This is a genomic window from Streptomyces sp. NPDC004031, from assembly GCF_053604375.1.
On the sequence record NZ_JBSGHL010000003.1, the window covers coordinates 1 to 25,620 of the forward strand.

Here is a 25,620-nt window from a genome sequence, read left to right on the forward strand (position 1 = left end):
CCGGCGCTCGCCGACGTCGGTGACGCGCCCTTCGCCGCCGCCCAGGTCGTCCGGCTGGAGGAGCTGCGCGGCGGTGCGGTCGAGGACCGTGTCGAGGCCGATCTGGCGCTCGGCAGGCACCGCTCGCTGGTCGCGGAGCTGGGCGCGGAGGTCGCCGCCCACCCGCTGCGGGAGCGGCTGCGCGGGCAGCTGATGCGGGCGCTGTACGGCAGCGGGCGGCAGAGCGAGGCGCTGGAGGCGTACGAGGACGCCCGCCGCGAGCTGGCCGAGTCCCTCGGTGCGGACCCCGGGCCCGAACTGGCCGCCGTCCACCTGGCGATCCTCCGCGGTGAACCGCTGGACATTCCGGCGAGCGCTGTTTCACGTGAAACAGCGGAAAACGCACCGAGCCGGGATGTTCCACGTGAAACGCCGACCGGTACCGCATCGTCGATACCCGTCGCGTCCTCGGTGCGGACACCGCCCGCCGTCCCTCCGGCCACCCCGCCGGACACGCCCTCCCCGCAGACCGCGCGGCACGACCTCCCGGCGCAGCTCACCAGCTTCGTCGGCCGTGGTGAGGAACTGTCGGTGATCGGCGAGCAGTTGGCCCGGCGGCGGCTGGTGACCCTCATAGGTCCGGGCGGCGCGGGCAAGACCCGGCTCGCGGTGCAGGCGGGCGCCCGCCATCCGCACGACGTGTGCTTCGTGGACCTGACCGGCGTGACCGAGGGCGCCGAGGTCCCGCAGGCGGTCCTCGGCGCCCTGGGCCTGCGCGACGGAGGACTGCTCCCGCCGTCCGGCCACCCAGGGCCCTCGGGTGCGGCCGATCTTGTGGCCCGGATCGCCGCCGCGCTCGCCGACCGGCCGCTGCTGCTGGTGCTGGACAACTGCGAGCACGTGGTGGCCGACGCCGCGGCGCTCGCCGAACGGCTGCTCGCCGCCTCCCCCTCCCTGCGGATCCTGGCCACCAGCCGGGAGGCGCTCGGCATCACCGCCGAGACACTGTGCCCGGTGCCCACGCTCGCTCTGCCGAGGCCGGGCAGCGACCGCGACCAGGTGCTCGCCTCTCCCGCCGTACGGCTCTTCGCCGAGCGCGCGGCGGCCGTCAGCCCCGGCTTCGACCTGGGCGCCGATCCGGCCACGGCCGACACCGTCCTGCGGCTGTGCACGACCCTCGACGGGCTGCCGCTGGCCATCGAGCTGGCCGCCGCCCGGCTGCGCACGCTGCCCGTCACCGAGATCGCCGCGCGGCTCGGCGCGCTGCCCGCCGACACGGCCCCGTACAGCCTCGGGCCGCGCCCCGATGTGCTCTTCCGGCTGCTGTCGCGCGGCAGCCGGACCGCCCAGCCGCGGCAGCGCACGCTGCGCGGGGTCGTCGACTGGAGCTGGGAACTGCTGCCGGAGGACGAGCGGGCCGTGCTGCGCCGCGCCTCGGTCTTCGCGGGCGGCTGGACCCCGGCGGCCGCCGAGGCGGTGTGCGCGGACGGCGACGGGGCGGAAGGGGGCATCGACCCCGAGGACATGCTCGACCTGATGGCCGCGCTGGTCGAGAAGTCGCTCGTGGTCGCCCAGCACACGGACGGGCCCGGCGGTGTCCGCTACCGGATGCTGGAGTCCATCCGCGCCTACGGCGCCGAGCGGCTCGCCGAGGCGGGTGAGACGGAGCGGACCCACCGCGCGCACGCCGCCCACTTCCTGGGCTTCGCCCTCGCCGCCGACCCCCATCTGCGCGGCGCGGGTCAACTGGAGTGGCTGCGGCTGCTGTCCGACGAGCGCGACAACCTCCAGGCCGCCCTGCACCGCACCCTCGACGCCGGTGACATCCCCGGGGCCATGCGGCTGATCTCGGCGCTCTCCTCGTACTGGCTGCTGCGCGGGGTGCGCTACGAGGGTGTCGGCCCCGCCCGGCAGGTGCTGGCGGCCGTCGGACCGCATGCGCCCGAGGGCCTGGAGGAGGAGTACGCGCTGTGCGTGCTCGCCGTCGTCAACGCGCTGAGCGACCCCTCCGGCTACACCGCGCACGTGGCCGAGGCCGCCGGGATCGTCGAGGGCTTCTACCGGGTGGCGAGCCGCTACCCCGTCCTGACGCTGCTGTGGGCCCCCTTCGCCGGGGCGCCCTCCGCCGACACCGACGACCTCGCCAAGGCCGAGGCACGGCTCGCCGCCCTCGACGACCCCTGGTACGACGCGCTGGGGCAGCTCGGGAGGGGCTTCCAGGCGTGGCTGACCCACCGTGACCAGGACACCGCCCGCGAGGCCTGCGGGACCGCGCTGGCGGGCTTCCGGCAGCAGGGCGACCGCTGGGGCATGATCACCTGCCTGCACCTGCTCGCCGACCTCGCCGACCACGCGGGGGACCTGCGGGCGGCGGTGGCGCTGCACGAGGAGGCGCTGGTGCTCGCCGAGGAGCTGGACTCCGCCCTCGACGTCGCGGAGCTGCTCGCCAACCGCGCCGCCTACCGGCTGCGGGGCGGGGACCTCGCGGGCGCCGAGGCCGACTGCGAGCGGGCCGCCACGCTCTCCCGGCGGGCCGGCGCCCCCGAGAGCCTGGCCGTCGCGCACAGGGGCCTCGCCGACATCGCGCGGCTGCGCGGCGATCTGCCGGGCGCCCGGGAACTGGCCGAGCAGGCCCTCGCCGAATGCCCCACCGGCTGGTTCTCCAGCAACGCGATCCGTACCGGCGTGCAGGTGGCGCTCGCCCGGATCGCGGTGGCCGCGGGCGACACGGAGGGCGCGCGGGACGCGCTGCGGGACGCAGTGACCTTCGACCCCGACGTGCTGCGGATGGCCGCGGAGACCGCGGCCACCGTCGCCGACGCCGCGGCCGCCCTCGCGCTGCTGGAGGGCGATCCCGGGCGGGCCGCCGCGCTGCTCGGGGCCGCCGAGGCCCTGCGTGGCGGCCCCGGCACCGGGCCGGACAGCACCGTCGTCCGGGAGGCGCTGCGGGCCGCGACGGGCGGCACGGACCGTCCGGCGGAGGTGCCCGGCGACCGGAACACCGCGTTCGCGCTGCTGACCTCGTACGTCTGCGGCGGCTGACCGCCACGCGCACCGCCCGCACGGCCCCGCACCACCCGCGGTGCGCGCGCGGTGCGTGAGCGGTGCGCGGACGGTCAGCCGCCGGTCAGCGGTGCCCCGCAGGCTGCCGTGCATGACGAAGACATCGACGCACGACACCACCGGCGCACCGGCCGCCGCCGACCGCGACGGGCGGCGCTGGGCCGTCCTGGCCATCTGCAGCGTCGCCTCCGCGCTGCTCGGCATCGACACCAGCGTGCTCAACTACGCGGTCCCCTCGCTCACCGCCCAGCTCGCACCGTCCGCCACCCAGCTGCTGTGGATCGTGGACGTCTACGGCTTCGTGCTGGGCGGCCTGCTCATCGTGATGGGCAACATCGGCGACCGGATAGGCCGCAAGAAGCTGCTGCTCATCGGGGTGACCGGCTTCGGCGCCGCCTCCGCGCTCACCGCCTACGCCGGCAGCCCGGAGATGCTCATCGCGGCCCGCGCGCTGCTGGGCCTGTTCGGCGCCACGATCATGCCCTCCACGCTCTCCCTGGTGCGGACGGTCTTCACCGACCCCAAGGAGCGCACCGCCGCCGTCGGCATCAGCGGCGGTGTGGCCGCGGCGAGCTTCGCGCTCGGCCCGGTCGTCGGCGGCCTGCTGCTGGACCACTTCTGGTGGGGCTCGGTCTTCCTGGTGAACGTGCCGGTGATGGCCCTGGTGCTGGCCCTGGGCCTGGTCGTGCTGCCGGAGAGCCGCAACCCGAAGCCGGGGCGGCTGGACTGGGCCAGCGTGCCGCTGTCGGTGCTGGGCATGTTCGGCGTGATCTACGCGATCAAGACCGCCGCCCGGGACGGCGTCGCCGAGCCCTCGGTGTGGATCGCGGCCGGTCTGGGCGCGGCGCTGCTCCTGACCTTCCTGCGCCGTCAGACCCGGCTTGCCGAGCCGCTGCTGGACCTCCGCCTGTTCCGCAACCCCGCCTTCTCCGGCGCGATCGGCGCCAACGTCGTGACGATGTTCGCCTCGACCGTGCTCTCCCTCGGCTTCTCGCTGTACTTCCAGGAGGTGCGCGGCTGGTCGCCGCTGACCGCGGGCCTCGCCGTGCTGCCCGGCCCGCTGGCCGCCGCGCTGGTCGCGCCCGCCGCCTCCGCCCTGATCCCGCTCATCGGCCGGGCCCGGACGGTCGCCGCCGGGCTGGTGCTCATGGGCCTCAGCACGGCGGGGCTGGGCCTGGCCACCGAGCACAGCGCGTACTGGCAGCTGCTGCCCGTGGTGATCGTCAACGGCGCGGGTCTGATGCTCACCTTCGCGGTGACCGCCGACACCATTCTCGCCAGCGCCCCGGCGACCCGTACCGGCGCGGCCGCGGCCACCTCGGAGACGGCGATGGAACTCGGCGGTGCCCTCGGTATCGCCATCCTCGGCTCGGTGCTCAACGCGTACTACCGCAGCGGCCTCACGCTGCCGTCCGGGCTGACGGCCGGCCAGACCGGCGCGGCCCGCGAGTCGGTGAGCGGCGGTGTGGCGACCGGTACGCAGCTGGGCGGCGGGCTCGGGCACCAGGTCGTCGAGGCGGCCCGGAACGCCTTCACCGACAGCCTGCACACCACGACCCTGATCGGCGGCGCCCTGATGCTCGCCGGAGCGGTCTTCGCGCTCGTCACCCTGCGCAAGGTGCCCGCGGTGCTGCTGGACCCGGAGCCCGCGACCGCCTGACATCCCGTAGGACGTCGCGGAGCCCTGGCCCCGCACCCCTGCCGAGGGGTGCGGGGCCAGGGCTCTGCGACGTGCCGGTGCCGGGGCGGGGGACGGGCCCCCGCCCCGGCGGGCGGCCTTACGCGCCTTCGGGCTTGTCGTCCTCGGACGACGAGGACTCGGCGTCCGCGTCCGTACCGGCGGAGCCGTCGACGAGGTCGACGTGCGCGCCGCTCTGGCCGTTGACCGACGACGGTGGCCCGTCCAGCGGGTCGACGACGGTCAGCGTGCTCGTACCGCTGATCGTCTCCTCCGGCGCCGGCGCCTCGGTGGCCTCGCCCGGCTCCACCAGCCACTCCGGGTCGGACTGGGCGCTCCACCAGCGCCAGGCGGCGTAGACGGCACCGCCCGCGGCCCCGGCCAGCAGCAGTGTGCGGAAAGCGCGCGCGGTCTGCTGCCGCCGGATCCGCTTGCGGACCAGCCGGTCGATCTCGGCTGCGGTCACCTGGCCGCGCAGCGCGTGCAGGGCCGCGCTGCCGCGCACCAGTGCCTCGGCGGTGACCGGCACGGCCACTGCCCGCGTCGCCGCGACCGCGGAACTCACCCGCGGTACGGCGTAGTCGGCGGCCGTCCGTGCGCCCTGGGCGGTCCGCTTGGCGGCGGTCTCGACCGCCTCCGCGGCCTTCGGCGGCACCGCCGCCCAGGCCTGCTCGCGCGCCTGCTTCACCTGGGCGGCGAGTCTGGCGTCGTAGGCCCGGCGGGCGGACGCGCCCGCCTGCTGGGCATAGACACCGGCCTGCTGTGCGTACCGCGCGGCCTCGTCCTTCGCGGTGTTGGCGTACGGCGCAGCCACCTCCGCGGCGTGCCGCACGCTGTCCTTCGTCATGTCAGCCGCGCTGCGCACGCTGTCGATGCGGGTCACAGGAACCTCCTCCTCGGTGGCGTACGGTTTTCGCCTTTCCATCCGGTTTGAAATCATGCCCGTCTACACCGCGTACGGCATGTGCGGACGCGCATACGGGTCAGTCGGCCCGGTTGCTGCGCAGTCGGCGGGCGCGGAGTGCGGGGGAAGGCCGCGCGGCGGTTCGCGCCGTGCGAGGATCAACCCCTGTCAGCGACGACTATGGAAGGTAGACCGTGGCCGAGGAGCTCTACGCCACCTTGAAGACCAACCAGGGCGACATCGTGATCCGGCTGCTGCCGAACCATGCCCCCAAGACCGTGGCCAATTTCGTGGGCCTCGCCGAGGGCACCCGGGAGTGGATCGACCCGAACACCGGTCGGGCCTCGCACGACCGCCTCTACGACGGCACGGTCTTCCACCGGGTGATCTCCGGTTTCATGATCCAGGGCGGCGACCCGCTGGGGAACGGCACCGGCGGTCCCGGTTACAAGTTCGCCGACGAGTTCCACCCGGACCTGGCCTTCAACAAGCCCTATCTGCTGGCGATGGCCAACGCGGGCCCGGGTACCAACGGCTCGCAGTTCTTCATCACCGTGTCCGCGACCGCGTGGCTGACAGGGAAGCACACGATCTTCGGCGAGGTCGCCGACGACGCGAGCCGCAAGGTCGTGGACGCGATCGTGGGCAGCCCCACCAACCCGCGCACCGACCGTCCGCTGGAGGACGTCGTGATCGAGTCGGTCGTCGTCGAGAAGCGCGGCTGACGTAGGCTGCGGGGTCTCCGGACGGCGCCTGGCGCCGTCCGGCCACCTGATCGAGCGGCGGGCACACGACGGGAACACCGCGCCCCGCCCGCACGTCGGAAGAGCGGGTGGGGCGTTCGGCGCCACGGGGGCGTCGCGACAGGGGAGTGGACTCATGGACCAGCCGGTCTGCTGCTATCGGCACCCGGACCGGGAGACCGGCATACGCTGCACCCGGTGCGAGCGGCCGATCTGTCCCGACTGCATGATCAGCGCCTCCGTCGGCTTCCAGTGCCCGGACTGCGTACGGCAGGGATCGTTCCCCCACACCCGGCAGCGCACGATCGCGGGCGGCGTGGTGGCCCACGATCCCTTCCTCGTCACCAAGATCCTCATCGCGCTCAACGTCGCCGTCTACGTCCTGGAACTGACGGTCGGCAAAAGGATCGCCGAGGACCTCGGACTGTGGGCGGCCTGCGGCCCCAAGGGCACGATCGGCCAGCGGTGCGGCGGTGTCGCCGACGGCGAGTGGTACCGCGTCATCACCTCGGCCTTCGTGCACGACCTGCCGCCCAACTTCACGCACATCCTCTTCAACATGCTGACGCTGTGGTGGATCGGCGGACCGCTGGAGCGCATGCTCGGCCGCAGCCGCTACCTGTCGCTCTACCTGGTCTCGGCGCTGGCGGGCAGTGCCTCGGTGCTGCTGCTGGACCCGGGCGCGCTCACCTTCGGCGCCTCCGGGGCGCTCTACGGGCTCTTCGGCGCGACCGCGGTCTTCGTGAAGCGGCTCAACTACGACATGCGCCCGATCCTGATCCTGCTCGGGCTGAACATCCTCTTCACCTTCACCTGGCCGCATGTGAGCTGGCAGGCGCACCTGGGCGGGCTGGTGGGCGGCACCGCGGTCGCCATAGCGATGTTCTACGCCCCGCGCGAGCGGCGGAACGCGGTGCAGTGGGGGACCACCGCGGGAGTGCTGGTGCTCTCGCTGGTGCTCAGCGTGATCGCTGTGGTCCAGGTCACGTCCTGAGGGCCGTAACCACAGCCGTTGATCACACGTTATCCACAGCGGGTAGGGAAGCCTGTGCGAGTTGTGCACACCCTGCGGAAGGGGTTGTGTGCAGGCGGCCGAGCGTTCGGATTGTCCCGTTTTATCCGGCAAGATCACTACGGTTCGGTGGCGGGACAGCAAACGACCGGTGGCCGTCAGCCGCGGCCACCGGTCGTACCGGCGTCAACCTCGTAGAGGTTATCCACAGATCTTCCGACCTTTTCCCCACTGTGGACATGGTTGTGGATAACTCTGTGGACAACCGTTCCGGCGCTGCCGCCGGAGGTGTCCGCTACTTCCACTGAGTGGAGACGACGAAGCCCCCGGCGATGAAGCCGAAGCCCACGACGATGTTCCAGTTGCCGAACGCGTCCACCGGCAGATCGCCCTGCGTGACGTAGAAGAGCACGATCCAGGCCAGCCCGACGACGAAGAACGCCAGCATCAGCGGGGCGACCCAGCCGCGGTTGCCCAGCTTTATGGCGGTTGCTGCCTTCACCGGGGGCGGGGTGAAGTCGGCCTTCTTGCGGATCCGTGACTTCGGCACGAGGGACTCTCCTGTCGATGCGCTGCGTAACCGCGCGGGGGTGCTGGGCGGTCCTGGCGGGTATGGGACGACGGTCTGCCACCGGCGGGGGCGGTGCCGCCGCCGGGCGTCCGTTAGCGTAGTGCTTCATCTGCTTGTTAAGGAGACAGCGTACGGTGGCGACGGATCCCGGCGGAAGCTCACCCGCCCCCTCCCCTCGCCCCGTCCCGCGCACGGTGGCGCTGCGGCTGGCCAGCGCGGGAGTCTTCGCGCTCGCCGGACTGATCTTCTGGATGAGTTTCGACACCGCCAAGGGCGTCGACATCCGCAGCGACGACCCGCTGCCGAAGCTCTCCGACACCATCCGCACCAAGAACGCCCACAACGAGCAGCTGGAGGACCAGCTCACCGGCGTCCGCGACGACGTGGACAAGCTCACCCGGCAGGGCAGCGGCCTCAGCGCCGCCGAGCAGGCCAGGATCGACGCCCTCCGCAAGGACGCCGGCACCGCCCCGCTCAGCGGCCCCTCCGTCGAGGTCACCCTGAACGACGCCCCGCAGGGCGCGACCCCGCTCATCCCCGGTGTGCCCGACCCGCAGCCCAACGACCTGGTCATCCACCAGCAGGACCTCCAGGCCGTGGTCAACGCGCTGTGGCAGGGCGGCGCCCGCGGTATCCGGGTCATGGACCAGCGGCTGATCTCCACCAGCGCGGTCCGCTGCGTCGGCAACACCCTGATCCTCCAGGGCCGCGTCTACTCCCCGCCCTACCGCATCACCGCGGTCGGCGACCAGGGGAAACTCCGCCAGGCTCTCGACGCGAGCCCCGCGATCCAGAACTACCTCCAGTACGTGGCCGCGTACGGCCTCGGCTGGAAGGTCTCCAGCGCGCGCTCCACCACCCTGCCGGGCTACGCCGGCTCGACGTCCCTTCACTATGCGCAGCCTGTGGACCAGCCCTGAAAAACCCCCGGATCACGGGGTCTTGGGCGCCGGACGCGCAGGTGAAGCCGGGACGAAGCTTTGTCCGGCTACCAACCCACTCCGGGCGATCTCCCCTTACTCTGTTCCGGGGAGCCGGAAGGAAGGGACCGCATGTACGGCTGGATCTGGCGGAATCTGCCGGGCAACGCGTGGATAAGGGCGCTGACCTGCCTGGTGCTGGTGCTGGCAGTCGTCTACCTCCTCTTCCAGTACGTCTTCCCCTGGGCGGAGCCGCTGCTGCCCTTCAATGACGTCACCGTCGACAACGGGATGGCCGCCGTCCGATGAGCACACGCATCCTCGTGGTCGACAACTACGACAGCTTCGTCTTCAACCTGGTCCAGTACCTCTACCAGCTCGGCGCCGAGTGCGAGGTGCTGCGCAACGACGAGGTGCGGCCCGCGCACGCGCAGGACGGCTTCGACGGCGTGCTGCTCTCCCCCGGCCCCGGCACCCCCGAGGAGGCCGGGGTGTGCATCGACATGGTGCGGCACTGCGCGGAAACCGGGGTGCCGGTCTTCGGCGTCTGCCTCGGTATGCAGTCCATCGCGGTCGCCTACGGCGGCGTCGTCAACCGGGCCCCCGAGCTGCTGCACGGCAAGACCTCGCTGGTGACGCACGAAGGGGCGGGCGTCTTCGCCGGACTGCCGTCGCCCTTCACCGCCACCCGCTACCACTCGCTCGCCGTCGAGGGCCCGACCCTCCCGGACCAGCTCCAGGTCACCGCGTGGACGGACAGCGGGATCATCATGGGGCTCAGACACCGGGAGGCGGCTGTGGAGGGCGTGCAGTTCCATCCCGAGTCGGTGCTCACCGAATGGGGGCACCGGATGCTGGCCAACTGGCTCGCCGAATGCGGTGACGCGGGCGCCAGGGACCGCTCGGAGGGCCTCGCGCCCGTTGTCGGGAGGGCGGGGGCGTGACCACGCTCCGCCCGGAGCGCCCCGCCGACGACGGCCCGATGTCGTACGAGAACACCGGGCAGTTCAGAGCTGTCGTGGAACAGCTCGACGATCCGCTGAACGACCCGCTGCCCGGCCGCCCCGCCGCCGTCCAGGAGGAGCCGCCGGAGGCCCCGGGCGCCGACCCGGCCCCGCAGCAGGGCGGCGTTCCGGAGCCGTACGCGGAGCAGGGCCCCGGGCCGGAGCAGGTGTACGCCCCCGCGCCGCAGGCCTTCGCCGGGCCCGCCTCCGCCTCCCCGTGGTTCAGCCCCGCCCAGCCCCTGGAGGCCGCCCCGGCCGCCCTCCCGTACGAGCAGCCCCCCGCCGCGCTGCCGTACGAGGAGCCCCCGGCACCCGCCGCCGCACCGTACGAGGAACCGGCCGCCCCGGCCGCGTACGAGGAGCCGACGCGCCCCGCACCGTACGAGGAGCCGACGCGGCCCGCGCAGTACGACGAGCCGACCGGGCCAGCACCGTACGACGAGCCGCGGGAGGGCGGGGAGGCGGCGGGTGGTGGGGACACCGCGGTGCTGCCGGTCGTGGCGCCCGAACCGGCGGAGCCCGAAGCCCCCGCGGCGGCCGTGGCCGCGGTCCCGGCGGCCGTACCGCCCGCGGACGGCGGACGGGCGGCGCGGCGCAAGGCCGCACGGCAGGGCGGCGGGCACCGGGCCCGCGGGGGAGGCCGGGAGGGCGCCCCCCAGGCCGCGCAGGCGCAGAGCGCGGCCCCGGCCGCACCACTGAGCCGGGTGGAGGCCAGACGGGCCGCGAAAGCCGCGAAGGAGAGCCCCGCGGTCATCGCCAGCCGGGTCGTCGGCGAGCTGTTCATCACCCTCGGCGTGCTGATGCTGCTGTTCGTCACCTACCAGCTGTGGTGGACCAACGTCCGCGCCCACCGCGAGGCCGCGGGCGCCGCGAACAACCTCCAGCAGAAGTGGGACAACGAGTCCTCCGACCCCAACCGGGTGCCCGGCACCTTCTCGCCCGGCCAGGGCTTCGCGATCATGTACATCCCCAAGCTGGACGTCAAGGCGCCCATCGCGCAGGGCGTCTCCAAGCACAACGTGCTCGACAAGGGCATGGTCGGCCACTACGACGGCTCCCTGAACACCGCGATGCCCTGGGACAAGACCGGCAACTTCGCCGTCGCCGCGCACCGCAACACCCACGGCGAGCCCTTCCGCTACATCAACCACCTCACGCCCGGCGACAAGGTGGTGGTCGAGACGGAGAGCGAGTACTACACCTACGTGATCACCAGCTCGCTGGCCAGTACGCCGCCGAGCAACATCAGCGTGCTCAAGCCGATCCCGAACGGATCGGGTTTCACCGCGCCGGGCCGCTACCTCACGCTCACCACCTGCACGCCGGAATTCACCAGCACCAACCGGCTGATCGTGTGGGGCAAACTGGTCGAGGAGCGCCCGCGCAGCAAGGGCAAGCCGGACGCGCTCGTCTCCGGCGACTGACGGATCCGCGGAGCCTTCCCCTCGCCGGCAGTGCCGCAGTGCCATCGGACGGAGAGCTGAACAGCGTGACGACCACCACGACCAGCGAGACGGGCGACCCCGGTGCTCCGGAGAGCGGCGACGGCCAGGCCGGGACCCCGCGCGGCAGGAGCGCCTTCGCCTCCGTCGTGAGCGTCGTCGGCGAGCTGCTCATCACGGCCGGGCTGGTCCTGGCCCTGTTCGTCGTCTACTCCCTGTGGTGGACGAACGTGCTGGCCGACCGGCACGAGGCCAAGGAGGCGGACAAGGTCCGCCAGGAGTGGTCCCACGCACCGCCCGGCGCGCCCGCCCGCGGCCTGGACACCGGCGGCGGCATAGGTTTTCTGCACGTCCCCGCGATGGGCAAGAACTACGAGGTGCTGGTCAAGAAGGGCACCTCCACCAAGGTACTCAACGAGGGGGTGGCCGGTTACTACACCAAGCCCATCCCGGCGGCGATGCCGTGGGCCACGACCGGCAACTTCACGCTCGCCGCGCACCGCGACGGCCACGGTGCGAAGTTCCACAACATCAACAAGATCGACAACGGCGACGCGATCGTCTTCGAGACCAAGGACACCTGGTACATCTACAAGGTCTACAAGATCCTCGACCAGACCTCGAAGTACAACGTCGGCGTGGCCGCCCAGGTGCCGAAGGAGTCCGGCCGCACCAAGCCGGGCCGCTACATCACCCTGACGACCTGCACCCCGGTCTACACCTCGCGCTACCGCTACATCGTGTGGGGCGAGCTGGTCCGCACCCAGAAGGTCGACGCACAAAGGACGCCGCCGCCCGAACTGCGCTAGTCCGGACGGCGGCGCCCCTGGTGCTGCGGTGGGCCCGGGGATGCCCCGGGCCCCGCGGGATCAGCCGCCGCCGGGGCCGCCGCCCATCGTCATCACCTGGACCGTCTGGCCCGGCTGGAGCGGTGTGCCCTGCGGTGTGGTGCTGTTGATCACCCGGGCGTTGTCGCCCTGCGGGCCGCCGCCGATGACCTCGACGTTCACGCCCATCGCCTGGAGCTGCTGCTTGACCTCGCCCAGCCGGTGGCCGGAGACGTCCGGCATGACCGCCTGCTGCGTCGGGTCCTGCGTCTGCTGCGTCGGGCCGGAGGAGACGATCAGGGTGATCGAGTCGTCCAGCTTCGCCGAGGAGCCCGCCTGCGGGTTGGTGCTGATGACCGTGCCGTTCTGATACTGCGTGTCGTCCGAGGGCTGGCGCTGGGTGTGGATGTTGGTGAAGCCCATGTCCTGGAGCTGCTTCTTCGCGCCGGCCTCGGTGTAGCCGGCGAGATCCGGGATCTGCTTCTCCGCCGGCTTGACCGCGACCTTCAGCGTGATGATCGTGTCCTTGGGCTCCTTGATGCCCGCCTTGGGATCCTGGCTGATGACGGTGTCCTCGTCGACCGTGGTGGACTCCTGGTCCACCCGCTTGACCTGGAAACCGGCGTTCGTCAGCTGGGTCTGCGCGTCCTCGAACTTGTCGTTGACGACATCCGGGACGGCCGTGGGCGCCGCACCCTTCGACAGGACGACCGTGACCGTCTTGTCGGACGGGATCGCGCTGTCGGCCGCCGGAGTCTGCGAGCAGATCAGGTCCTTGTCGACCGCGTCGCAGAAGGCGGGGGTGCCCGCGACGATCTTCAGGTCGACATTGCTCGCCGTCGTGTTCGCCTCGTCCATGGACTTGCCGACGAAGCTGGGCACCTTCTCGCTGCTGCCGGCGCCGTTGCCGCCGAAGAGCGCCTTGCCCAGGAAGATCGCGCCGACCAGCACCAGGACACCGGCCAGCACCAGCAGAACGGTGGACGCGTTGCCGCCGCTCTTCTTCTGCCGGCGGCGGTCGGGGCGCTCGTCGTAGCCGTAGCCGCCGTCGTCGTCACGGGCCGGCGGCAGCATCGAGGTGCGCGGGTCGGCCTGCTGCGGTAGCGCCGTGGTGGCGGCGCCGTCCCCGTACGACGGCGGGTAGCCGTAGCCGGCCGCGCCCATCGCGACGGCCGCGGCGACCGGCTGGCCGTCGAGCGCGCTCTCGACGTCGGCGCGCATCTCGTCGGCGCTCTGGTAGCGGTAGTCGGGGTCCTTGGTCAGCGCCTTGAGGACGATCGCGTCCATCGCGGGGGTGACCTCGGGGTCGAAGACCGACGGCGGCTGCGGGTCCTCGCGGACGTGCTGGTAGGCCACCGCGACGGGGGAGTCGCCCACGAAGGGCGGCCGCACGGTCAGCAGCTCGTAGAGCAGGCAGCCGGTCGAGTAGAGGTCCGAGCGGGCGTCGACCTGCTCGCCCTTGGCCTGCTCCGGCGACAGGTACTGCGCCGTGCCGATGACGGCGGCGGTCTGCGTCATCGTCATGCCGGCGTCGCCCATTGCACGGGCGATGCCGAAGTCCATGACCTTGACCTGGCCCGTACGGGTCAGCATCACGTTGGCCGGCTTGATGTCCCGGTGGACGATGCCCGCGCGGTGGCTGTACTCCAGCGCCTGGAGGATGCCCACGGTCATCTCCAGCGCCCGCTCCGGCAGCAGCTTGCGCCCGGAGTGGAGCAGCTCGCGCAGGGTCGAGCCGTCGACGTACTCCATCACGATGTAAGGGATCGAGACGCCGTCGACGTAGTCCTCGCCGGTGTCGTACACCGCGACGATCGAGGGGTGGTTGAGCGAGGCGGCCGACTGGGCCTCCCGGCGGAACCGGGCCTGGAACGACGGGTCGCGGGCGAGGTCCGCCCGCAGCGTCTTCACCGCCACGGTACGGCCGAGACGGGTGTCATGCGCGAGGTACACCTCCGCCATGCCACCGCGGCCGAGCACCGAGCCCAGCTCGTACCGGCCGCCGAGGCGACGCGGCTCTTCCATAGCTCTGCCCTCTCCTCAAACCCGTATCTTGACGTTCACGACCCGAATCCGTTAATCCCTGCCCTGCGCTGCACGGAGCTACGGTACCGGGCATTTCCCGCGGATCCGCGCCCGTGCCCTCCGCCGATACCTGACCGGTATGTGAACAGGGCCGACACCGTGCGTGACGTTGGTCTCACTTGTTGAGCACCGCCTCCATGACGCTCTTGGCGATGGGGGCCGCGAGGCCGCCGCCGCTGATGTCGTCACGGTTGGCGGCGCCGTCCTCGACGACGACCGCGACCGCCACCGGCGAGCCGTGGTCGGTCATGGCGTAGGAGACGAACCACGCGTACGGCGCCTTGTCGTTGTTGACGCCGTGCTGCGCGGTGCCGGTCTTGCCGCCGACCCGCACACCGGGGATCCGCGCGTTCTTGCCGGTGCCGTCGGTGACGACGGTCTCCATCATCGACTGGAGCGCCTGGGCGTTCTTCGGCGACAGCGGCGTGCTCATCTTCTGCGGGGTGGTCTGCGAGATGGTGCTGGTGTTGGGCGCCTCCAGCCGGTCCACCTCGTACGGCTGCATCAGCACACCGTTGTTGGCGATGGCCGACGCGACCATCGCCATCTGCAGCGGTGTCGCGGCCGTGTCGAACTGGCCGATGGAGGACTGGGCGACGTGGTCGATGCTCATCTCGGTGTCGAAGTTGCTCGCGTTGGCGCGCACCGGGACGAACTGCTCCTTGTTGAAGCCGAACTTCTCGGCCTCGTCCACCATGCCCTTCAGGCCGACGTCGGTGCCGAGCTTGCCGAAGACGGTGTTGCAGGACTGCCGCAGCGCGTCACGCAGCGTGGCGTCCTTGCACTTGATGCTGCCCTCGTTCTTCAGCTGCGTGGTGGTGCCCTGAGGGGTGTACGGGTCGGGCGACTGCGTCTTGTCGTCGATGTTGGTGACCTGGCCGTTCTCCAGCGCGGCGGCCGCGGTGACCAGCTTGAACGTCGAACCCGGCGGGTAGGTGATGCGCAGCGCGCGGTTCTGCGTGGGGTCGTCGGGGTCGTTCTTCTTGTCGAGCGCCGTCCACGCGTCGCCGTCATTGCTCCCGGCGATCGTCGAGGGGTCGTACGACGGGGTGCTCGCCATCGCCAGGATCGCGCCGGTGCGCGGGTCGAGCGCGACGACCGCGCCCTTCTTGTTGCCGAGCCCGTTGTACGCGGCCTTCTGCGCCTTGGCGTTGAGCGTCGTCACGACGTTGCCGCCCTGGCGCTGCTTGCCGGTGAGCAGGTCGATGGTGCGGTTGAAGAACAGCCGGTCGTCGTCGCCGGTGAGGAAGCTGTCCTCGACGCCCTCCAGCATCGTCGTCCCGTAGACCTGCGAGGCGTAACCCGTCACCGGGGCCCACATCTTGCCGTCGGTGTAGGTGCGCTTGTACTTGAAGTCGCTGCCGGTGGTCTCGGTGTGGCCGGTGACCGCCTTGCCGTCGACGATGATGTCGCCGCGCGGCTGGGCGAACTGGTTGATCGCCACCCGCCGGTTGTTCTTGTCGTTGTTGAGCTGGTCGGACTGGACGAACTGTACGTAGTTCACCCGCAGCAGCAGCGCGAGGACGAGCAGACCGCAGAAGATCGCAACCCGTCGCAGTGGCTTGTTCACTGGCTCTTCACCACCTGGGTCGCTTCGGCGTCGGGAGATCCGGCGGGGGTCGGGGCGGGCCGGCGCGCGGTGTCGCTGATCCGCAGCAGGATCGCCACCAGGGCCCAGTTGGCGATCACCGACGATCCGCCCTGGGCCATGAACGGCATGGTCATACCGGTGAGCGGGATGAGCCCGGTCACACCGCCGGCCACCACGAAGACCTGCAGCGCGAACGCGCCGGACAGGCCGATGGCCAGCAGCTTGCCGAACGGGTCGCGGGCGGCCAGCGCGGTGCGGATGCCGCGCTCGATCAGCAGCCCGTAGAGCAGCAGGACGGCCATCACACCGGCCAGGCCCATCTCCTCGCCGACGGTGGCGAGGATGTAGTCGCTCTTGGGCGCGATGCCGCCGATGAGGCGGGAGTAGCCCTGGCCCAGTCCGCTGCCGAACAGCCCGCCCGCGCCGAAGGCGTAGCGGGACTGGGCGGTCTCGGTCACACCGCCGTTGGAGGCCAGCGCGAGCGGGTGCAGCCAGTCCTGGACGCGGACCTTCACATGCGGCTCGGTCGAGGCGACCGCGACCGCCCCGGCGGCGCTGAGCAGCAGGCCGAAGACGATCCAGCTGGTGCGCTCGGTGGCCACGTAGAGCATGATCACGAAGAGGCCGAAGAAGAGCAGCGAGGTGCCCAGGTCGGTCTCGAAGATCAGGATGAGCAGGCTCATGGCCCAGATCACCAGGATCGGGCCGAGGTCGCGGCCGCGCGGCAGGTACAGGCCCATCACCCGGCGGCTGGCGAGCGCGAGCGCGTCACGTTTGACCATGAGGTAGCCCGCGAAGAAGACGGTGATCACGATCTTGGCGAACTCACCGGGCTGGAGCGAGCCGATGCCGGGCAGCGTCACCCAGATCCGGGCGCCGTAGACGGCCGGGAAGAACACCGGCAGGACCAGCAGGAAGAGCGCCAGCGCCATGGAGATGTAGGTGTAGCGCTGCAGGATGCGGTGGTCCTTGAGGAAGACCAGCACCGCGATGAAGAGCGCGACGCCGACCGTCGACCACATCAGCTGCTTGGACGCCATCGGGGTGCCCAGGCTCTTCTCCTGGTCGAGCCGCCAGATCAGCACCAGGCCGAGGCCGTTGAGCAGCGTCGCGATCGGCAGCATCAGCGGGTCGGAGTACGGCGCGAATTTGCGCACCAGCAGATGGGCCACCCCGGCCAGCAGGCCGAGGCCCACGCCGTAGCCGAGCAGGCCCGCCGGGACCGAACCCTTCATGGCCAGCCCGACGTTCGCATAGGCGAAGACCGGGATGAGGACCGCGAAGACGAGCAGGGCCAGCTCGGTGTTGCGGCGGTTGGGAGCGCCGATCGACGTGATGGTGGTGGTGTTGCTGGCGCTCATGACGAGCCGAGCCCTCCTGGTCTTACGACTGCCCCGACGGGCAGTTTCGGGCCTTCGCCTGCTCTTCCGGCGACAGGACCTCGGGGGTGGGCGGGGTCGTGGTCTTGCCGGTGTCGGCCTTGTCGGGGCCCGAGGCGTCAGGGCTGTTCTTGCCCGGGGTGGGCGTGCTCGTCGGGTCGCCCACCTCGGGGCCGGCCGCGCCGCCCGCGCCGGTGGACGGCAGGGCGGTGGCCTTCTTCACCTTGTCGAGCGGGCTCGCGGCCTTCTCGTCCTTGTCGGACGCGGTGTCCCCGGTGCTGCCGGACGACTTGGCGCCGTCCTGCGCCTTGGTGGTGTCCTGGGGCTTGGCGGTGTTCTGCGCCTTCACCCGCTCGGCCTTCTCGCACACCGCGACCTGCGTCGCCAGCTCGTCCGCCTTGTCGTCGGCCTGGCCGGCGCTGCTCATCGCGATGGTGCTGGCGACCTGGTTGCGCAGGTAGTCCGGCAGGTAGGCGAGCTTGATGTCGGGGCGGTCCTCGTGGAGCTTCGACATGCTGATCCACACCAGCTTCTGGTCGATGCCCCGGTAGACGGCCACGTGGTCGCCCTTGGCGCCGACGTAGTACTGCGTCTGCGCCCAGGTGTAGAAGCCGTAGAGGCCGCCGCCGGCGACCACCGCGAGCACGACCGCGCCGATCACCGAGCGCTTGACCCATGAGCGGCCCTTGCGCGGCTCGCCCTTCTCGGCGTCCTCGTGCTCGCCGAACGCGCCCAGCGGGGCGCCGGGGACCGGACCGCCGCTGCCGGGCGGGCCGAACGCGCCGGCCGGACCCGCCTGCTGCGGGGTACGGCCCAGCTCCGCGGCGCGGCCGGCCGGGGTCTGGAGGTGGCGGGCGTCGCTGAGCGGCAGCTGGGTGTCGGCGACCGCGCCGACCACCACGGGGGTGTCGTTGAGCTGTCCGGCCAGGGTGTCGCCGTCGTCGGTGTCCAGGACGTCGGCGACGATGCAGGTGATGTTGTCGGGGCCGCCGCCGCGCAGCGCGAGCTGGATGAGCTCCTGGACCGTCTCGTGCGGTGCCTGGTAGCCGGCCAGGGTGTCTTCGAGGGTCTGGTGGCTGACGACGCCGGACAGGCCGTCGGAGCAGATCAGGTAGCGGTCGCCGACCCGCACCTCACGGATGGACAGATCGGGCTCGACCCGCTCGCCGCTGCCCAGCGCGCGCATCAGCAGCGAGCGCTGCGGATGGGTGGTCGCCTCCTCCTCGGTGATCCGCCCCTCGTCCACCAGCCGCTGCACCCAGGTGTGGTCCTGGGTGATCTGGGTGAGGACGCCGTCGCGCAGCAGGTACGCGCGGGAGTCGCCGACGTGGACCAGGCCGAGCCGCTGGCCGGTCCAGAGCAGGGCGGTGAGCGTGGTGCCCATGCCCTCCAGCTGCGGGTCCTCCTGGACCATCTGCAGCAGCTGGTCGTTGGCGCGCTGCACCGCGGAACCGAGCGACGTCAGGATGTCGGAACCGGGAATGTCGTCGTCGAGCGAGACAATGGTGGAGATCACCTCGGAGGAGGCGACCTCTCCGGCGGCCTGGCCGCCCATGCCGTCGGCGATCGCGAGCAGACGGGGACCGGCGTAGCCGGAGTCCTCGTTCCCCTCGCGGATCATGCCCTTGTGCGAACCGGCGGCGAAACGCAGGCTCAGAGACATGCGTACCTCCCCCGTCGGCTCCGGGTACATCCGCACGCTGCCCACCCTCTCGCTCGCGCGTCGTGGCTCCGCTCGCTCATTGTGCGACTACTTCCGCAGCTCGATGACGGTCTTGCCGATGCGGATCGGAGCACCCAGCGGGACCGGGGTCGGCGTGGTGAGCCGATTCCGGTCGAGATAGGTGCCGTTCGTGGATCCGAGGTCCTCCACGATCCACTGGCCGTCCCGGTCCGGGTAGATCCTGGCATGCCGGCTGGACGCGTAGTCGTCGTCGAGGACGATCGTCGAATCGTGCGCCCGGCCGAGCGTGATCGTCTGGCCCTGCAGTGCCACCGTGGTGCCGGCGAGCGACCCCTCGGACACCACCAGCTTGGTGGGGGCGCCGCGCCGCTGGCGCGGGCTCTGCTGGGGCTGCTGCTGCTGCGCGCGCTGCGGCTGCGGGGCGGCCTGCTGGCGCTGCTGCGGCGGACGCGTCCCGGCGTCGCGGCGTCCCGCGCGCTGGGTCACCCGGGTCCCGAAGAGGTCACTGCGGATCACCTGCACCGCGACGATCACGAACAGCCACAGCACGGCGAGGAAACCCAGCCGCATGACCGTCAGGGTCAGCTCTGACATTGGCCCCGCTTCACCCTTCGGCTTGCCGGTAGACGATGGTCGTGCTCCCCACGACGATGCGGGAGCCGTCGCGGAGCGTAGCGCGCTGAGTGTGCTGTCCGTCCACCACAATGCCGTTTGTCGACCCGAGGTCCTGCACGAGCGACGGCATACCGACCCTGATCTCGCAGTGTTTGCGCGATACGCCCGGGTCGTCCACCCGGACGTCGGCCTCGGTCGAACGCCCCAGCACCAGGGTCTGCCGGGTGATCTGGTGGCGCGTCCCGTTGATCTCGATCCAGCGCCGCATGGACGCGCCGGGGGCGCCGGCCGGGACACCCGTGCCCGGGAGCCGGGTGACGGGCGCGCCGGGCCGCGCGCCGCCGCCGGGCGGCGGCGCGGCGGGCATGGGAGGCGGTGCGGCGGGGCGCGCCCCGGCGGAGGGGAGGGCCGGCGGTCCGCCGGCCGGTGGGTAGGGGGCGTGCTGCGGCGGATACCCCTGCGGGGCCTGCTGCTGGTGGGCAGCAGGCCGTTGCTGGCGCTCCGGCGGGAACTGCTGGGCCTGCTGCGGATTCTGGGGGTGCTGGGATTCGCTGGACGCCAGGGTGCGGCTGCGCACCCGGTAGAGCCCGGTGTCCAGGTCGTCGGCCCGCTCCAGGTGCACCTTGATGGACCCCATGAAGGTGTAGCGCTGCTGCTTGGCGTAGTCGCGGACCATCCCGGCCAGCTCGTCGCCCAGCTGGATCGCGTACGGGCTCAGCCGCTCGAAGTCGGTGCCGCTCAGCTCCACGATGAAGTCGTTGGGGACGACCGTGCGGTCGCGGTTCCAGATCGTGGCGTTGTTGTCGCACTCGCGCTGGAGCGCGCCCGCGATCTCGACGGGCTGCACCTCGCTCTTGAACACCTTGGCGAAGGTGCCGTTCACCAGTCCTTCCAGGCGCTGCTCAAAGCGCTTCAGCACTCCCACGGGGCACCTCCCTCCTCGGGTCTTCCTCCGAGTCGAATCCGATACTGCTTACTGATCGTATCCACGCGCGGGAAAAACCTGCGGTTCCCCGAACGCCCTGGACAGGGCAGTGTCAACCCTCACACGCCCGCGCTCGCGCGCCGTTCCCCTTGTCCCCCTTCGCCCAGCTCCACAGCGATGGTAGGTCCGGCTCCGTTCCAAGTGTCCCCAGTCTCCCGCACGACCGCGTACCCCCGTGCCGACTCCCGCAACCTGTCGCCGTGTTCCCGCCACCCTTTCCGCCACCGTCCCCGCCGTCCCTCCGGCCTGCATCCCGCCCGGCACCGGTCCGGCTCGGTCCGGCTCGGTCCGGCTCGGTCCGGTCCGCTTCCGGGGTGCGGCCGGTGTGCGTCCGGCCCAGGTCAAACGGATGTGATTCCACCCCGGACCCCGTGCTAATCTTCTGCATGTCGCAAGGCGCTCACCGCCACCGGACCGGACAGTCCACCGGATGTGTGAGAATCGAACGACAGCACCCATGCGCGGGTGGCGGAATAGGCAGACGCGCTGGATTCAGGTTCCAGTGCCCGAAAGGGCGTGGGGGTTCAACTCCCCCCTCGCGCACAATATGTGAGCACTCGGCGTGAAAGTGTGACCGAGATCTCATCACCCCCGCTCCGGATTCCTTCCGGAGCGGGGGTTTTTCGTGCTGCCGTGCCGTGCCGTGCCGTGCCGTGGGCTCAGGCGAGGCGGGCGCGGACGCGCTCGGGGTAGCGGGCGGTGACCGACTGTTCGACTCCTCGCTCGCCAACGTCTGGCCCGCCACGCAGAGCCAGGTCTACGGCGAGCTGGGGGAACTCGCGAGCGCCGGGCTGCTGGAGGTCGCCGCGGAGGGCCCGCGCGGCCGCAAGGAGTACACGATCACCGACCGCGGGCTCGCGGAGCGGCTGGAGGCCTCGGTCGACCGGGGGGAGGACAGGATCTCCGTCCACGGCCGACTGGCCCTGGAGTACGGGCTGCGGCTGACGGCTATGCGGCAGGAGTGGGCGGAGTGGGCCCGCGGCCAGGTGGCCGAGCTCGGCTGACCGCGTACGGTGGCAGCCCGCCGGGAACCGGGGCAGGGTGGTGTCCGTTGGAGCCATTGGGCAAAGAAATCGTCAAGTGGCGCGGCCCGCGCCGGATTGAGCAGGGAGATCCACCATGGGTGTCAGCCTTTCCAAGGGCGGCAATGTCTCACTGACGAAGGAGGCCCCCGGACTCACGGCGGTCGCCGTCGGCCTGGGCTGGGACGTTCGCACGACCACGGGCACGGACTTCGACCTCGACGCGAGCGCGCTGCTGCTCGACGCGTCGGGCAAGGTCGTCTCGGACAAGCACTTCGTCTTCTTCAACAACCTCAAGAGCCCCGACGGCTCGGTCGAGCACACCGGTGACAACCTCACCGGTGAGGGTGAGGGCGACGACGAGACCATCAACGTCAACCTGGCGGGCGTGCCCGCCGAGGTCGACAAGATCGTCTTCCCGGTCTCGATCTACGACGGCGAGACCCGGCAGCAGAGCTTCGGCCAGGTGCGCAACGCCTTCATCCGGGTCGTCAACCAGGCCGGTGGCGCCGAGATCGCCCGCTACGACCTGACCGAGGACGCCTCGACCGAGACGGCGATGGTCTTCGGTGAGCTGTACCGCAACGGGGCGGAGTGGAAGTTCCGCGCCGTCGGCCAGGGGTACGCCTCCGGCCTGCGCGGCATCGCGCAGGACTTCGGCGTCAACCTCTGACGTACGCCTCCGGCCTGCGCCTCGGCGTACGCGTGCCGCAGGTGTGACAGCCCCGTCCGCCGCCTTCCCGGGCGGTGGGCGGGGCTCACGCGGACAGGGCCGCCTCGGATCGGGGCGCGGGCGGGCTCAGGGGTGCGCCGCGGCGTCCTCGTTGTAGCGGACGAGGTAGCGCGCGAAGCGTTCCAGGTCCTCGGGGTCCCACGCGGCCAGTCGCGCCTGGATGGACTCCTGGCGGCTGCGGCGGGCGGAGGTGAGGATCTCCCTCCCGCCGGGTGCCAGGTGCAGCACCTGCACGCGGTGGTCCTTCTCGTCCACCCGGCGCTCGATGAAGCCCAGCTTCTCCAGGGCGGCGACCTGCCGGCTGACGGTGGACTTGTCCAGCATGTAGTGGGCGGCCAGGTCGGTCGCCCGGCAGCCCTGCTGCTCCTCCAGATGTGCCAGGATCGTGTACGACACGAGCGAGAGCTCGGGGTGCATGCGTGCCGCGGTGGCCCGCGCGCGGCGGGCGAACGCGGTCAGCTCGCGCTGGACGATGTCCAGGGACGACGGCTCCCGGGCATTCATGGCTGCGACTCCTCACACCGGCACTCCCGCCGGCCGTCCGACCAGGTGGTCCGGTGACCGCCCGCCGACGTTGAGTGTTGTAGAGTGCAACAATATCAGCTGGGTAGTGGAAGTTCGAACCACACGACCTTGCCCACCGCCTTGCGGCTCGTCCCCCAGCGCCGCGACATGTGTGACACCAGCGCCAGCCCGCGCCCCTCGACGTCGTCCGCTTCGGCGCGCTGCAACTGCGGCAGGTTGTGGTTGTCGTCGCTGACCTCGACCAGCAGCGTGCCGACGCGCATCAGCCGCAGCTCGACCTCGTAGGACGCCGCCCGGATCGCGTTGGTGACCAGCTCGCTGACCAGCAGTTCGGTGGTCTCGCTCAGCCGTTGCAGGCCCCAGCAGTCGAGCTGGCGCCGGGTCAGGTCGCGGGCCCGCGCGACATCGGACTCGTCCACCCGCAGCCGCCACTGCACCACGTCGCGCGGCGCGATGCCCTCGAACCTGGCGACCAGCAGCGCCACGTCGTCGCGCCGGTCCTCGGAGTGCACCCGCTGCAGGATCTGCGCGCAGACGTCCTCGGGTGTCTGCTCGGGTTCGATCACGTTCGCGCACAGCGCGGCGAGTCCGGCGTCTATACCCTGGCCGCGCACCTCCACCAGGCCGTCGGTGCACAGCACCAGCCAACTGCCGTCCGGTACCGGGATCTCCACCGTCTCGAACGGCACCCCGCCCACCCCGATCGGCGCGCCGCCGGGGATCGTCAGCAGCTCGCTGCGCCCGTCGTGGCCGGCCAGGACCGGCGGGATGTGCCCGGCGTTGGCGAGCGTGAGGGTGCGGTTGATCGGGTCGTAGACGGCGTAGACGCAGGTCGCGAGGTGGTCGGTGCCCAGGCGGTGGGCGAGGTTGTCCAGGTGCCGCAGCAGCTGGGCCGGTGGCAGGTCGAGGGCGGCCATGGTGATCACCGCGGTGCGGAACTGGCCCATCACGGCCGCCGCCTGGAGGCCGTGGCCCATCACGTCGCCGACGATCAGCGCGACCCGCCCGCCCGGCAGCTGGATCGCGTCGAACCAGTCGCCGCCGACCTGGGCCTGCCGGTCGCCCGGCATGTAGTGGTGGGCGATGCGCACGCCCGGGATGCGGGGCGGCCTGGTGGGCATCATCGAGCGCTGGAGGGTCGCGGCCGCGCGCGACTCCAGCCGGTGCAGCCGCGCGTTGTCGAGGTGGACGGCCCCGCGGGCGGCCACCTCGGCGGCCGTCGCCGCGTCCCGCGCGTCGAAGGGGCGGCGCCCGGGACCGCGGACGAAGCAGATCCGGCCCAGGACCGTACCGCGGGCGGTGAGCGGCGCGAGGATCAGCGAGTGGCCGGCCAGCAGGCCGCCGAGCCCCGCGACCCCCAGGTCGGCGGCGATGTCGGGGGCGAGCGAGGGGTCGACGACCGGGACGAGGACCGGGTCGCCGAGCCTGGGCACCGCGTCCTGCGCGGGCAGCGTCAGCAACTCGCCCTCCGGGAGCGCCGTCTCCCAGGCGGGCCAGGCCGTGGCGGGCTCGGGCTGGTGGGCGAGGGCGATCCGGCGGACCACGACACTGTCGGCCGCGCGGTCGTCCTTGAGCGGCTCGGTGTCGGAGAAGAGCTGGTCGACGACGAGCACGCTGGCCAGGTCCGCGAAGCGGGGGACGGTGACCGAGCAGAGTTCGCGCGCGGTCAGCTGGAGGTCCAGGGTGGAGCCGACGACGGAGCCGGTCTCGCGCAGCAGCGACAGCTGCTCGTCGAGCGCGCTGCCGGGCGAATTGCCGCGCCGTGCGGTCCGGGCGGCGGGACCGGCGCCGGGCGGTGGCATGGGCCCCGCGGAGCGTCCGGGGCGGCCCGGATCCGCGGGCGGTGGGGTGGCGGGGGAGACGGACGCGGGACGGCCGGGGGTGGGAGGCGGCACGGCGGTGAGCGCCGACGCGCTTGAACGGTCCGCACTTTGGGTAGTCGAATGACTGCGGGGAGTCGTCGGTTCGGGAGTGGCGGCCGGGTCCAGGCGGGGACCGGGCAGCAGTTCGCGGCGGGCCGCGCGGTCGGCCCGAGCGGCCGCGGCGACCTGCGCGTAGTCCTGCGGGGTGACGGGCAGCCGGACGCCGCCCTCGATCTCGATCGCGGGGTGCCCGAGCGGGGCGATCTGCCGGACGATGCGGTCCAGCCTGCCGGGGCTGACGCCGGGAAGCACGGTGCCCAGCCGGGCGGTCAGCGCGTGGCCCTGCGCGGGGTCGGGCGCGGGGGAAAGGACGGCGGCGACGGCGATGTCCTGCCGCCGCGGGCCCTCCGCGACGTAGGGCAGCAGCCGGCCGCCCACCGCGATGCGCAGCCCGCCGGTGCGCAGCGGCCTGCCGTGCGTGGCGATGGCGAGCAGGCTGCGCCCGCCGGGTTCGGTGATGCGGTACGTCCACCACAGCACGTCCTTGACGGTGCCGTCCCGGTCGGCGGCGGCCAGCGCGCCGGACCAGGCCGAGGTGGTGAGGTCGTCGAGGACGTCGAGGGTGTCCTGCCGCGTGGTGCCCGAGGCGGTGTGCAGGGCGCCCGCCGCGGTGCGGGTGGGGGTGAGCAGGCCCGAGGCGCGGTGGCCGAAGACGTGCTCCCAGCGGTGGCCGAACAGCTCCTCGGCGCCGCGGTTCCAGTACGAGATCCGGCCGTCCGGGTCGACGCACAGCACGGCGAGGCGGAGCAGCGCGGTCATGCCCGGGAGGCCGCCCGGCACGTCCGTGGGGGCGCTGCCGAACGGCTCGGCGGCAGGTGGCCCCGGGACGCCGTCGGCCGGGTGCGGCGGCGTGCCGTTCGCCGCGGGGCGCGCTCCGGCTAACCGGCGGGCGGCGGGGCGTGCCTGGCCGTCACGCTGCTCTTGGGGTGTGGGACG

Annotated in this window: 21 protein-coding genes and 1 tRNA gene; 12 read left to right on the top strand and 10 right to left on the bottom strand. The window is 72.0% G+C overall.

Translation table 11 applies throughout. The features are described from left to right. A partial coding sequence (locus tag ACWERV_RS02200; protein WP_452927615.1) for an ATP-binding protein occupies window positions 1-3,021 on the top strand: 3,021 nt, incomplete at its 5' end. 112 nt (window positions 3,022-3,133) lie between these two features. After that, a complete protein-coding gene (locus tag ACWERV_RS02205) occupies window positions 3,134-4,702 on the top strand; it encodes an MFS transporter (protein WP_398175105.1) in 1,569 nt (522 codons plus the stop codon). Between the two features lie 118 nt (window positions 4,703-4,820). Here ACWERV_RS02205 and ACWERV_RS02210 read toward each other — a convergent pair whose 3' ends face one another. After that, window positions 4,821-5,603: a DUF5324 family protein gene (locus tag ACWERV_RS02210; RefSeq protein ID WP_452927619.1), complete on the bottom strand. Its 783-nt coding sequence runs from the start codon at window positions 5,601-5,603 to the stop codon at window positions 4,821-4,823. A gap of 215 nt (window positions 5,604-5,818) precedes the next feature. On the opposite strand from ACWERV_RS02210, the gene ACWERV_RS02215 reads away from it, so the two are divergent. Both ACWERV_RS02215 and ACWERV_RS02220 read left to right on the top strand, forming a co-directional pair. Continuing rightward, window positions 5,819-6,349 carry a peptidylprolyl isomerase gene (locus tag ACWERV_RS02215; RefSeq protein WP_398175101.1) on the top strand — a complete coding sequence of 177 codons (531 nt, stop codon included), beginning with the start codon at window positions 5,819-5,821 and terminating at the stop codon, window positions 6,347-6,349. 154 nt (window positions 6,350-6,503) lie between these two features. Continuing rightward, window positions 6,504-7,361 (top strand): rhomboid family intramembrane serine protease, encoded by an 858-nt coding sequence (locus ACWERV_RS02220; RefSeq protein ID WP_452927621.1) that lies wholly within the window; start codon window positions 6,504-6,506, stop codon window positions 7,359-7,361. Between the two features lie 313 nt (window positions 7,362-7,674). Here ACWERV_RS02220 and crgA read toward each other — a convergent pair whose 3' ends face one another. Then, window positions 7,675-7,929 (bottom strand): cell division protein CrgA, encoded by a 255-nt coding sequence (crgA, locus tag ACWERV_RS02225; RefSeq protein ID WP_398175097.1) that lies wholly within the window; start codon window positions 7,927-7,929, stop codon window positions 7,675-7,677. A gap of 272 nt (window positions 7,930-8,201) precedes the next feature. Between crgA and ACWERV_RS02230 the strand changes: the two genes are divergently transcribed. The 5 genes from ACWERV_RS02230 (at window position 8,202) to ACWERV_RS02250 (ending at window position 12,125) form a co-directional block, all read left to right on the top strand. Then, window positions 8,202-8,870 (top strand): DUF881 domain-containing protein, encoded by a 669-nt coding sequence (locus ACWERV_RS02230; protein WP_452928057.1) that lies wholly within the window; start codon window positions 8,202-8,204, stop codon window positions 8,868-8,870. A 132-nt stretch (window positions 8,871-9,002) separates the two neighbouring features. Continuing rightward, window positions 9,003-9,179 (top strand): hypothetical protein, encoded by a 177-nt coding sequence (locus ACWERV_RS02235; RefSeq protein WP_398175094.1) that lies wholly within the window; start codon window positions 9,003-9,005, stop codon window positions 9,177-9,179. Beyond that, window positions 9,176-9,814 (top strand): aminodeoxychorismate/anthranilate synthase component II, encoded by a 639-nt coding sequence (locus tag ACWERV_RS02240; RefSeq protein ID WP_452927625.1) that lies wholly within the window; start codon window positions 9,176-9,178, stop codon window positions 9,812-9,814. The genes ACWERV_RS02235 and ACWERV_RS02240 overlap by 4 nt, the downstream gene beginning before the upstream one ends. After that, window positions 9,811-11,298, top strand: a complete 1,488-nt coding sequence (locus ACWERV_RS02245) for a class E sortase (protein ID WP_452927627.1) — start codon at window positions 9,811-9,813, stop codon at window positions 11,296-11,298. Before ACWERV_RS02240 ends, ACWERV_RS02245 begins: the two co-directional genes overlap by 4 nt. A gap of 65 nt (window positions 11,299-11,363) precedes the next feature. Continuing rightward, complete coding sequence (locus ACWERV_RS02250) at window positions 11,364-12,125, top strand: class E sortase (protein WP_452927629.1); 762 nt, start codon at window positions 11,364-11,366, stop codon at window positions 12,123-12,125. A 60-nt stretch (window positions 12,126-12,185) separates the two neighbouring features. Here the strand turns inward: ACWERV_RS02250 and pknB are convergent, their stop codons facing one another. From pknB to ACWERV_RS02280, 6 genes are all read right to left on the bottom strand, one after another. After that, window positions 12,186-14,168 carry a Stk1 family PASTA domain-containing Ser/Thr kinase gene (gene pknB / locus ACWERV_RS02255; protein ID WP_452927631.1) on the bottom strand — a complete coding sequence of 661 codons (1,983 nt, stop codon included), beginning with the start codon at window positions 14,166-14,168 and terminating at the stop codon, window positions 12,186-12,188. Window positions 14,169-14,343: 175 nt separating this feature from the next. After that, on the bottom strand, window positions 14,344-15,798 hold the full coding sequence (locus ACWERV_RS02260; protein WP_452927633.1) for a peptidoglycan D,D-transpeptidase FtsI family protein: 1,455 nt from the start codon (window positions 15,796-15,798) through the stop codon (window positions 14,344-14,346). Then, window positions 15,795-17,180: an FtsW/RodA/SpoVE family cell cycle protein gene (locus tag ACWERV_RS02265; RefSeq protein WP_452927635.1), complete on the bottom strand. Its 1,386-nt coding sequence runs from the start codon at window positions 17,178-17,180 to the stop codon at window positions 15,795-15,797. The genes ACWERV_RS02260 and ACWERV_RS02265 overlap by 4 nt, the downstream gene beginning before the upstream one ends. Before the next feature lie 22 nt (window positions 17,181-17,202). Beyond that, on the bottom strand, window positions 17,203-18,861 hold the full coding sequence (locus tag ACWERV_RS02270; RefSeq protein ID WP_452927638.1) for a Stp1/IreP family PP2C-type Ser/Thr phosphatase: 1,659 nt from the start codon (window positions 18,859-18,861) through the stop codon (window positions 17,203-17,205). 87 nt (window positions 18,862-18,948) lie between these two features. Next, the gene (locus tag ACWERV_RS02275) at window positions 18,949-19,476 is read right to left on the bottom strand and encodes an FHA domain-containing protein FhaB/FipA (RefSeq protein ID WP_452927640.1); all 528 of its coding nucleotides are present in this window, start codon (window positions 19,474-19,476) and stop codon (window positions 18,949-18,951) included. Window positions 19,477-19,486: 10 nt separating this feature from the next. Beyond that, window positions 19,487-20,422 (bottom strand): FhaA domain-containing protein, encoded by a 936-nt coding sequence (locus ACWERV_RS02280; protein ID WP_452927643.1) that lies wholly within the window; start codon window positions 20,420-20,422, stop codon window positions 19,487-19,489. Window positions 20,423-20,941: 519 nt separating this feature from the next. Here ACWERV_RS02280 and ACWERV_RS02285 point away from each other — a divergent pair. The 3 genes from ACWERV_RS02285 to ACWERV_RS02295 all read left to right on the top strand — a co-directional run bounded on the left by ACWERV_RS02285 (window position 20,942) and on the right by ACWERV_RS02295 (window position 22,177). After that, a tRNA-Leu gene (locus ACWERV_RS02285) sits at window positions 20,942-21,025 on the top strand. Window positions 21,026-21,135: 110 nt separating this feature from the next. Beyond that, the gene (locus ACWERV_RS02290; protein ID WP_452927646.1) at window positions 21,136-21,486 is read left to right on the top strand and encodes a hypothetical protein; all 351 of its coding nucleotides are present in this window, start codon (window positions 21,136-21,138) and stop codon (window positions 21,484-21,486) included. Between the two features lie 115 nt (window positions 21,487-21,601). Beyond that, window positions 21,602-22,177 carry a TerD family protein gene (locus tag ACWERV_RS02295; RefSeq protein ID WP_398541419.1) on the top strand — a complete coding sequence of 192 codons (576 nt, stop codon included), beginning with the start codon at window positions 21,602-21,604 and terminating at the stop codon, window positions 22,175-22,177. A 126-nt stretch (window positions 22,178-22,303) separates the two neighbouring features. On the opposite strand, the gene ACWERV_RS02300 is transcribed toward ACWERV_RS02295, so the two are convergent. Together ACWERV_RS02300 and ACWERV_RS02305 are read right to left on the bottom strand one after the other, a co-directional pair. Continuing rightward, on the bottom strand, window positions 22,304-22,741 hold the full coding sequence (locus ACWERV_RS02300; RefSeq protein WP_452927649.1) for a MarR family winged helix-turn-helix transcriptional regulator: 438 nt from the start codon (window positions 22,739-22,741) through the stop codon (window positions 22,304-22,306). A 95-nt stretch (window positions 22,742-22,836) separates the two neighbouring features. Then, window positions 22,837-25,443 (bottom strand): SpoIIE family protein phosphatase, encoded by a 2,607-nt coding sequence (locus ACWERV_RS02305; RefSeq protein ID WP_452927651.1) that lies wholly within the window; start codon window positions 25,441-25,443, stop codon window positions 22,837-22,839. Window positions 25,444-25,620 lie beyond the last annotated feature (177 nt).

Excerpts from the sequence above, each read along its gene's own strand:
- ACWERV_RS02205 (WP_398175105.1), top strand. The coding sequence starts at position 3,134 with ATGACGAAGACATCGACGCACGACACCACCGGCGCACCGGCCGCCGCC.
- ACWERV_RS02220 (WP_452927621.1), top strand. The coding sequence starts at position 6,504 with ATGGACCAGCCGGTCTGCTGCTATCGGCACCCGGACCGGGAGACCGGC.
- ACWERV_RS02230 (WP_452928057.1), top strand. The coding sequence starts at position 8,202 with ATGAGTTTCGACACCGCCAAGGGCGTCGACATCCGCAGCGACGACCCG.
- ACWERV_RS02235 (WP_398175094.1), top strand. The coding sequence starts at position 9,003 with ATGTACGGCTGGATCTGGCGGAATCTGCCGGGCAACGCGTGGATAAGG.
- ACWERV_RS02240 (WP_452927625.1), top strand. The coding sequence starts at position 9,176 with ATGAGCACACGCATCCTCGTGGTCGACAACTACGACAGCTTCGTCTTC.
- pknB (WP_452927631.1), bottom strand. The coding sequence starts at position 14,168 with ATGGAAGAGCCGCGTCGCCTCGGCGGCCGGTACGAGCTGGGCTCGGTG.
- ACWERV_RS02265 (WP_452927635.1), bottom strand. The coding sequence starts at position 17,180 with ATGAGCGCCAGCAACACCACCACCATCACGTCGATCGGCGCTCCCAAC.
- ACWERV_RS02270 (WP_452927638.1), bottom strand. The coding sequence starts at position 18,861 with ATGTCTCTGAGCCTGCGTTTCGCCGCCGGTTCGCACAAGGGCATGATC.
- ACWERV_RS02275 (WP_452927640.1), bottom strand. The coding sequence starts at position 19,476 with ATGTCAGAGCTGACCCTGACGGTCATGCGGCTGGGTTTCCTCGCCGTG.
- ACWERV_RS02295 (WP_398541419.1), top strand. The coding sequence starts at position 21,602 with ATGGGTGTCAGCCTTTCCAAGGGCGGCAATGTCTCACTGACGAAGGAG.
- ACWERV_RS02300 (WP_452927649.1), bottom strand. The coding sequence starts at position 22,741 with ATGAATGCCCGGGAGCCGTCGTCCCTGGACATCGTCCAGCGCGAGCTG.
- ACWERV_RS02305 (WP_452927651.1), bottom strand. The coding sequence starts at position 25,443 with ATGACCGCGCTGCTCCGCCTCGCCGTGCTGTGCGTCGACCCGGACGGC.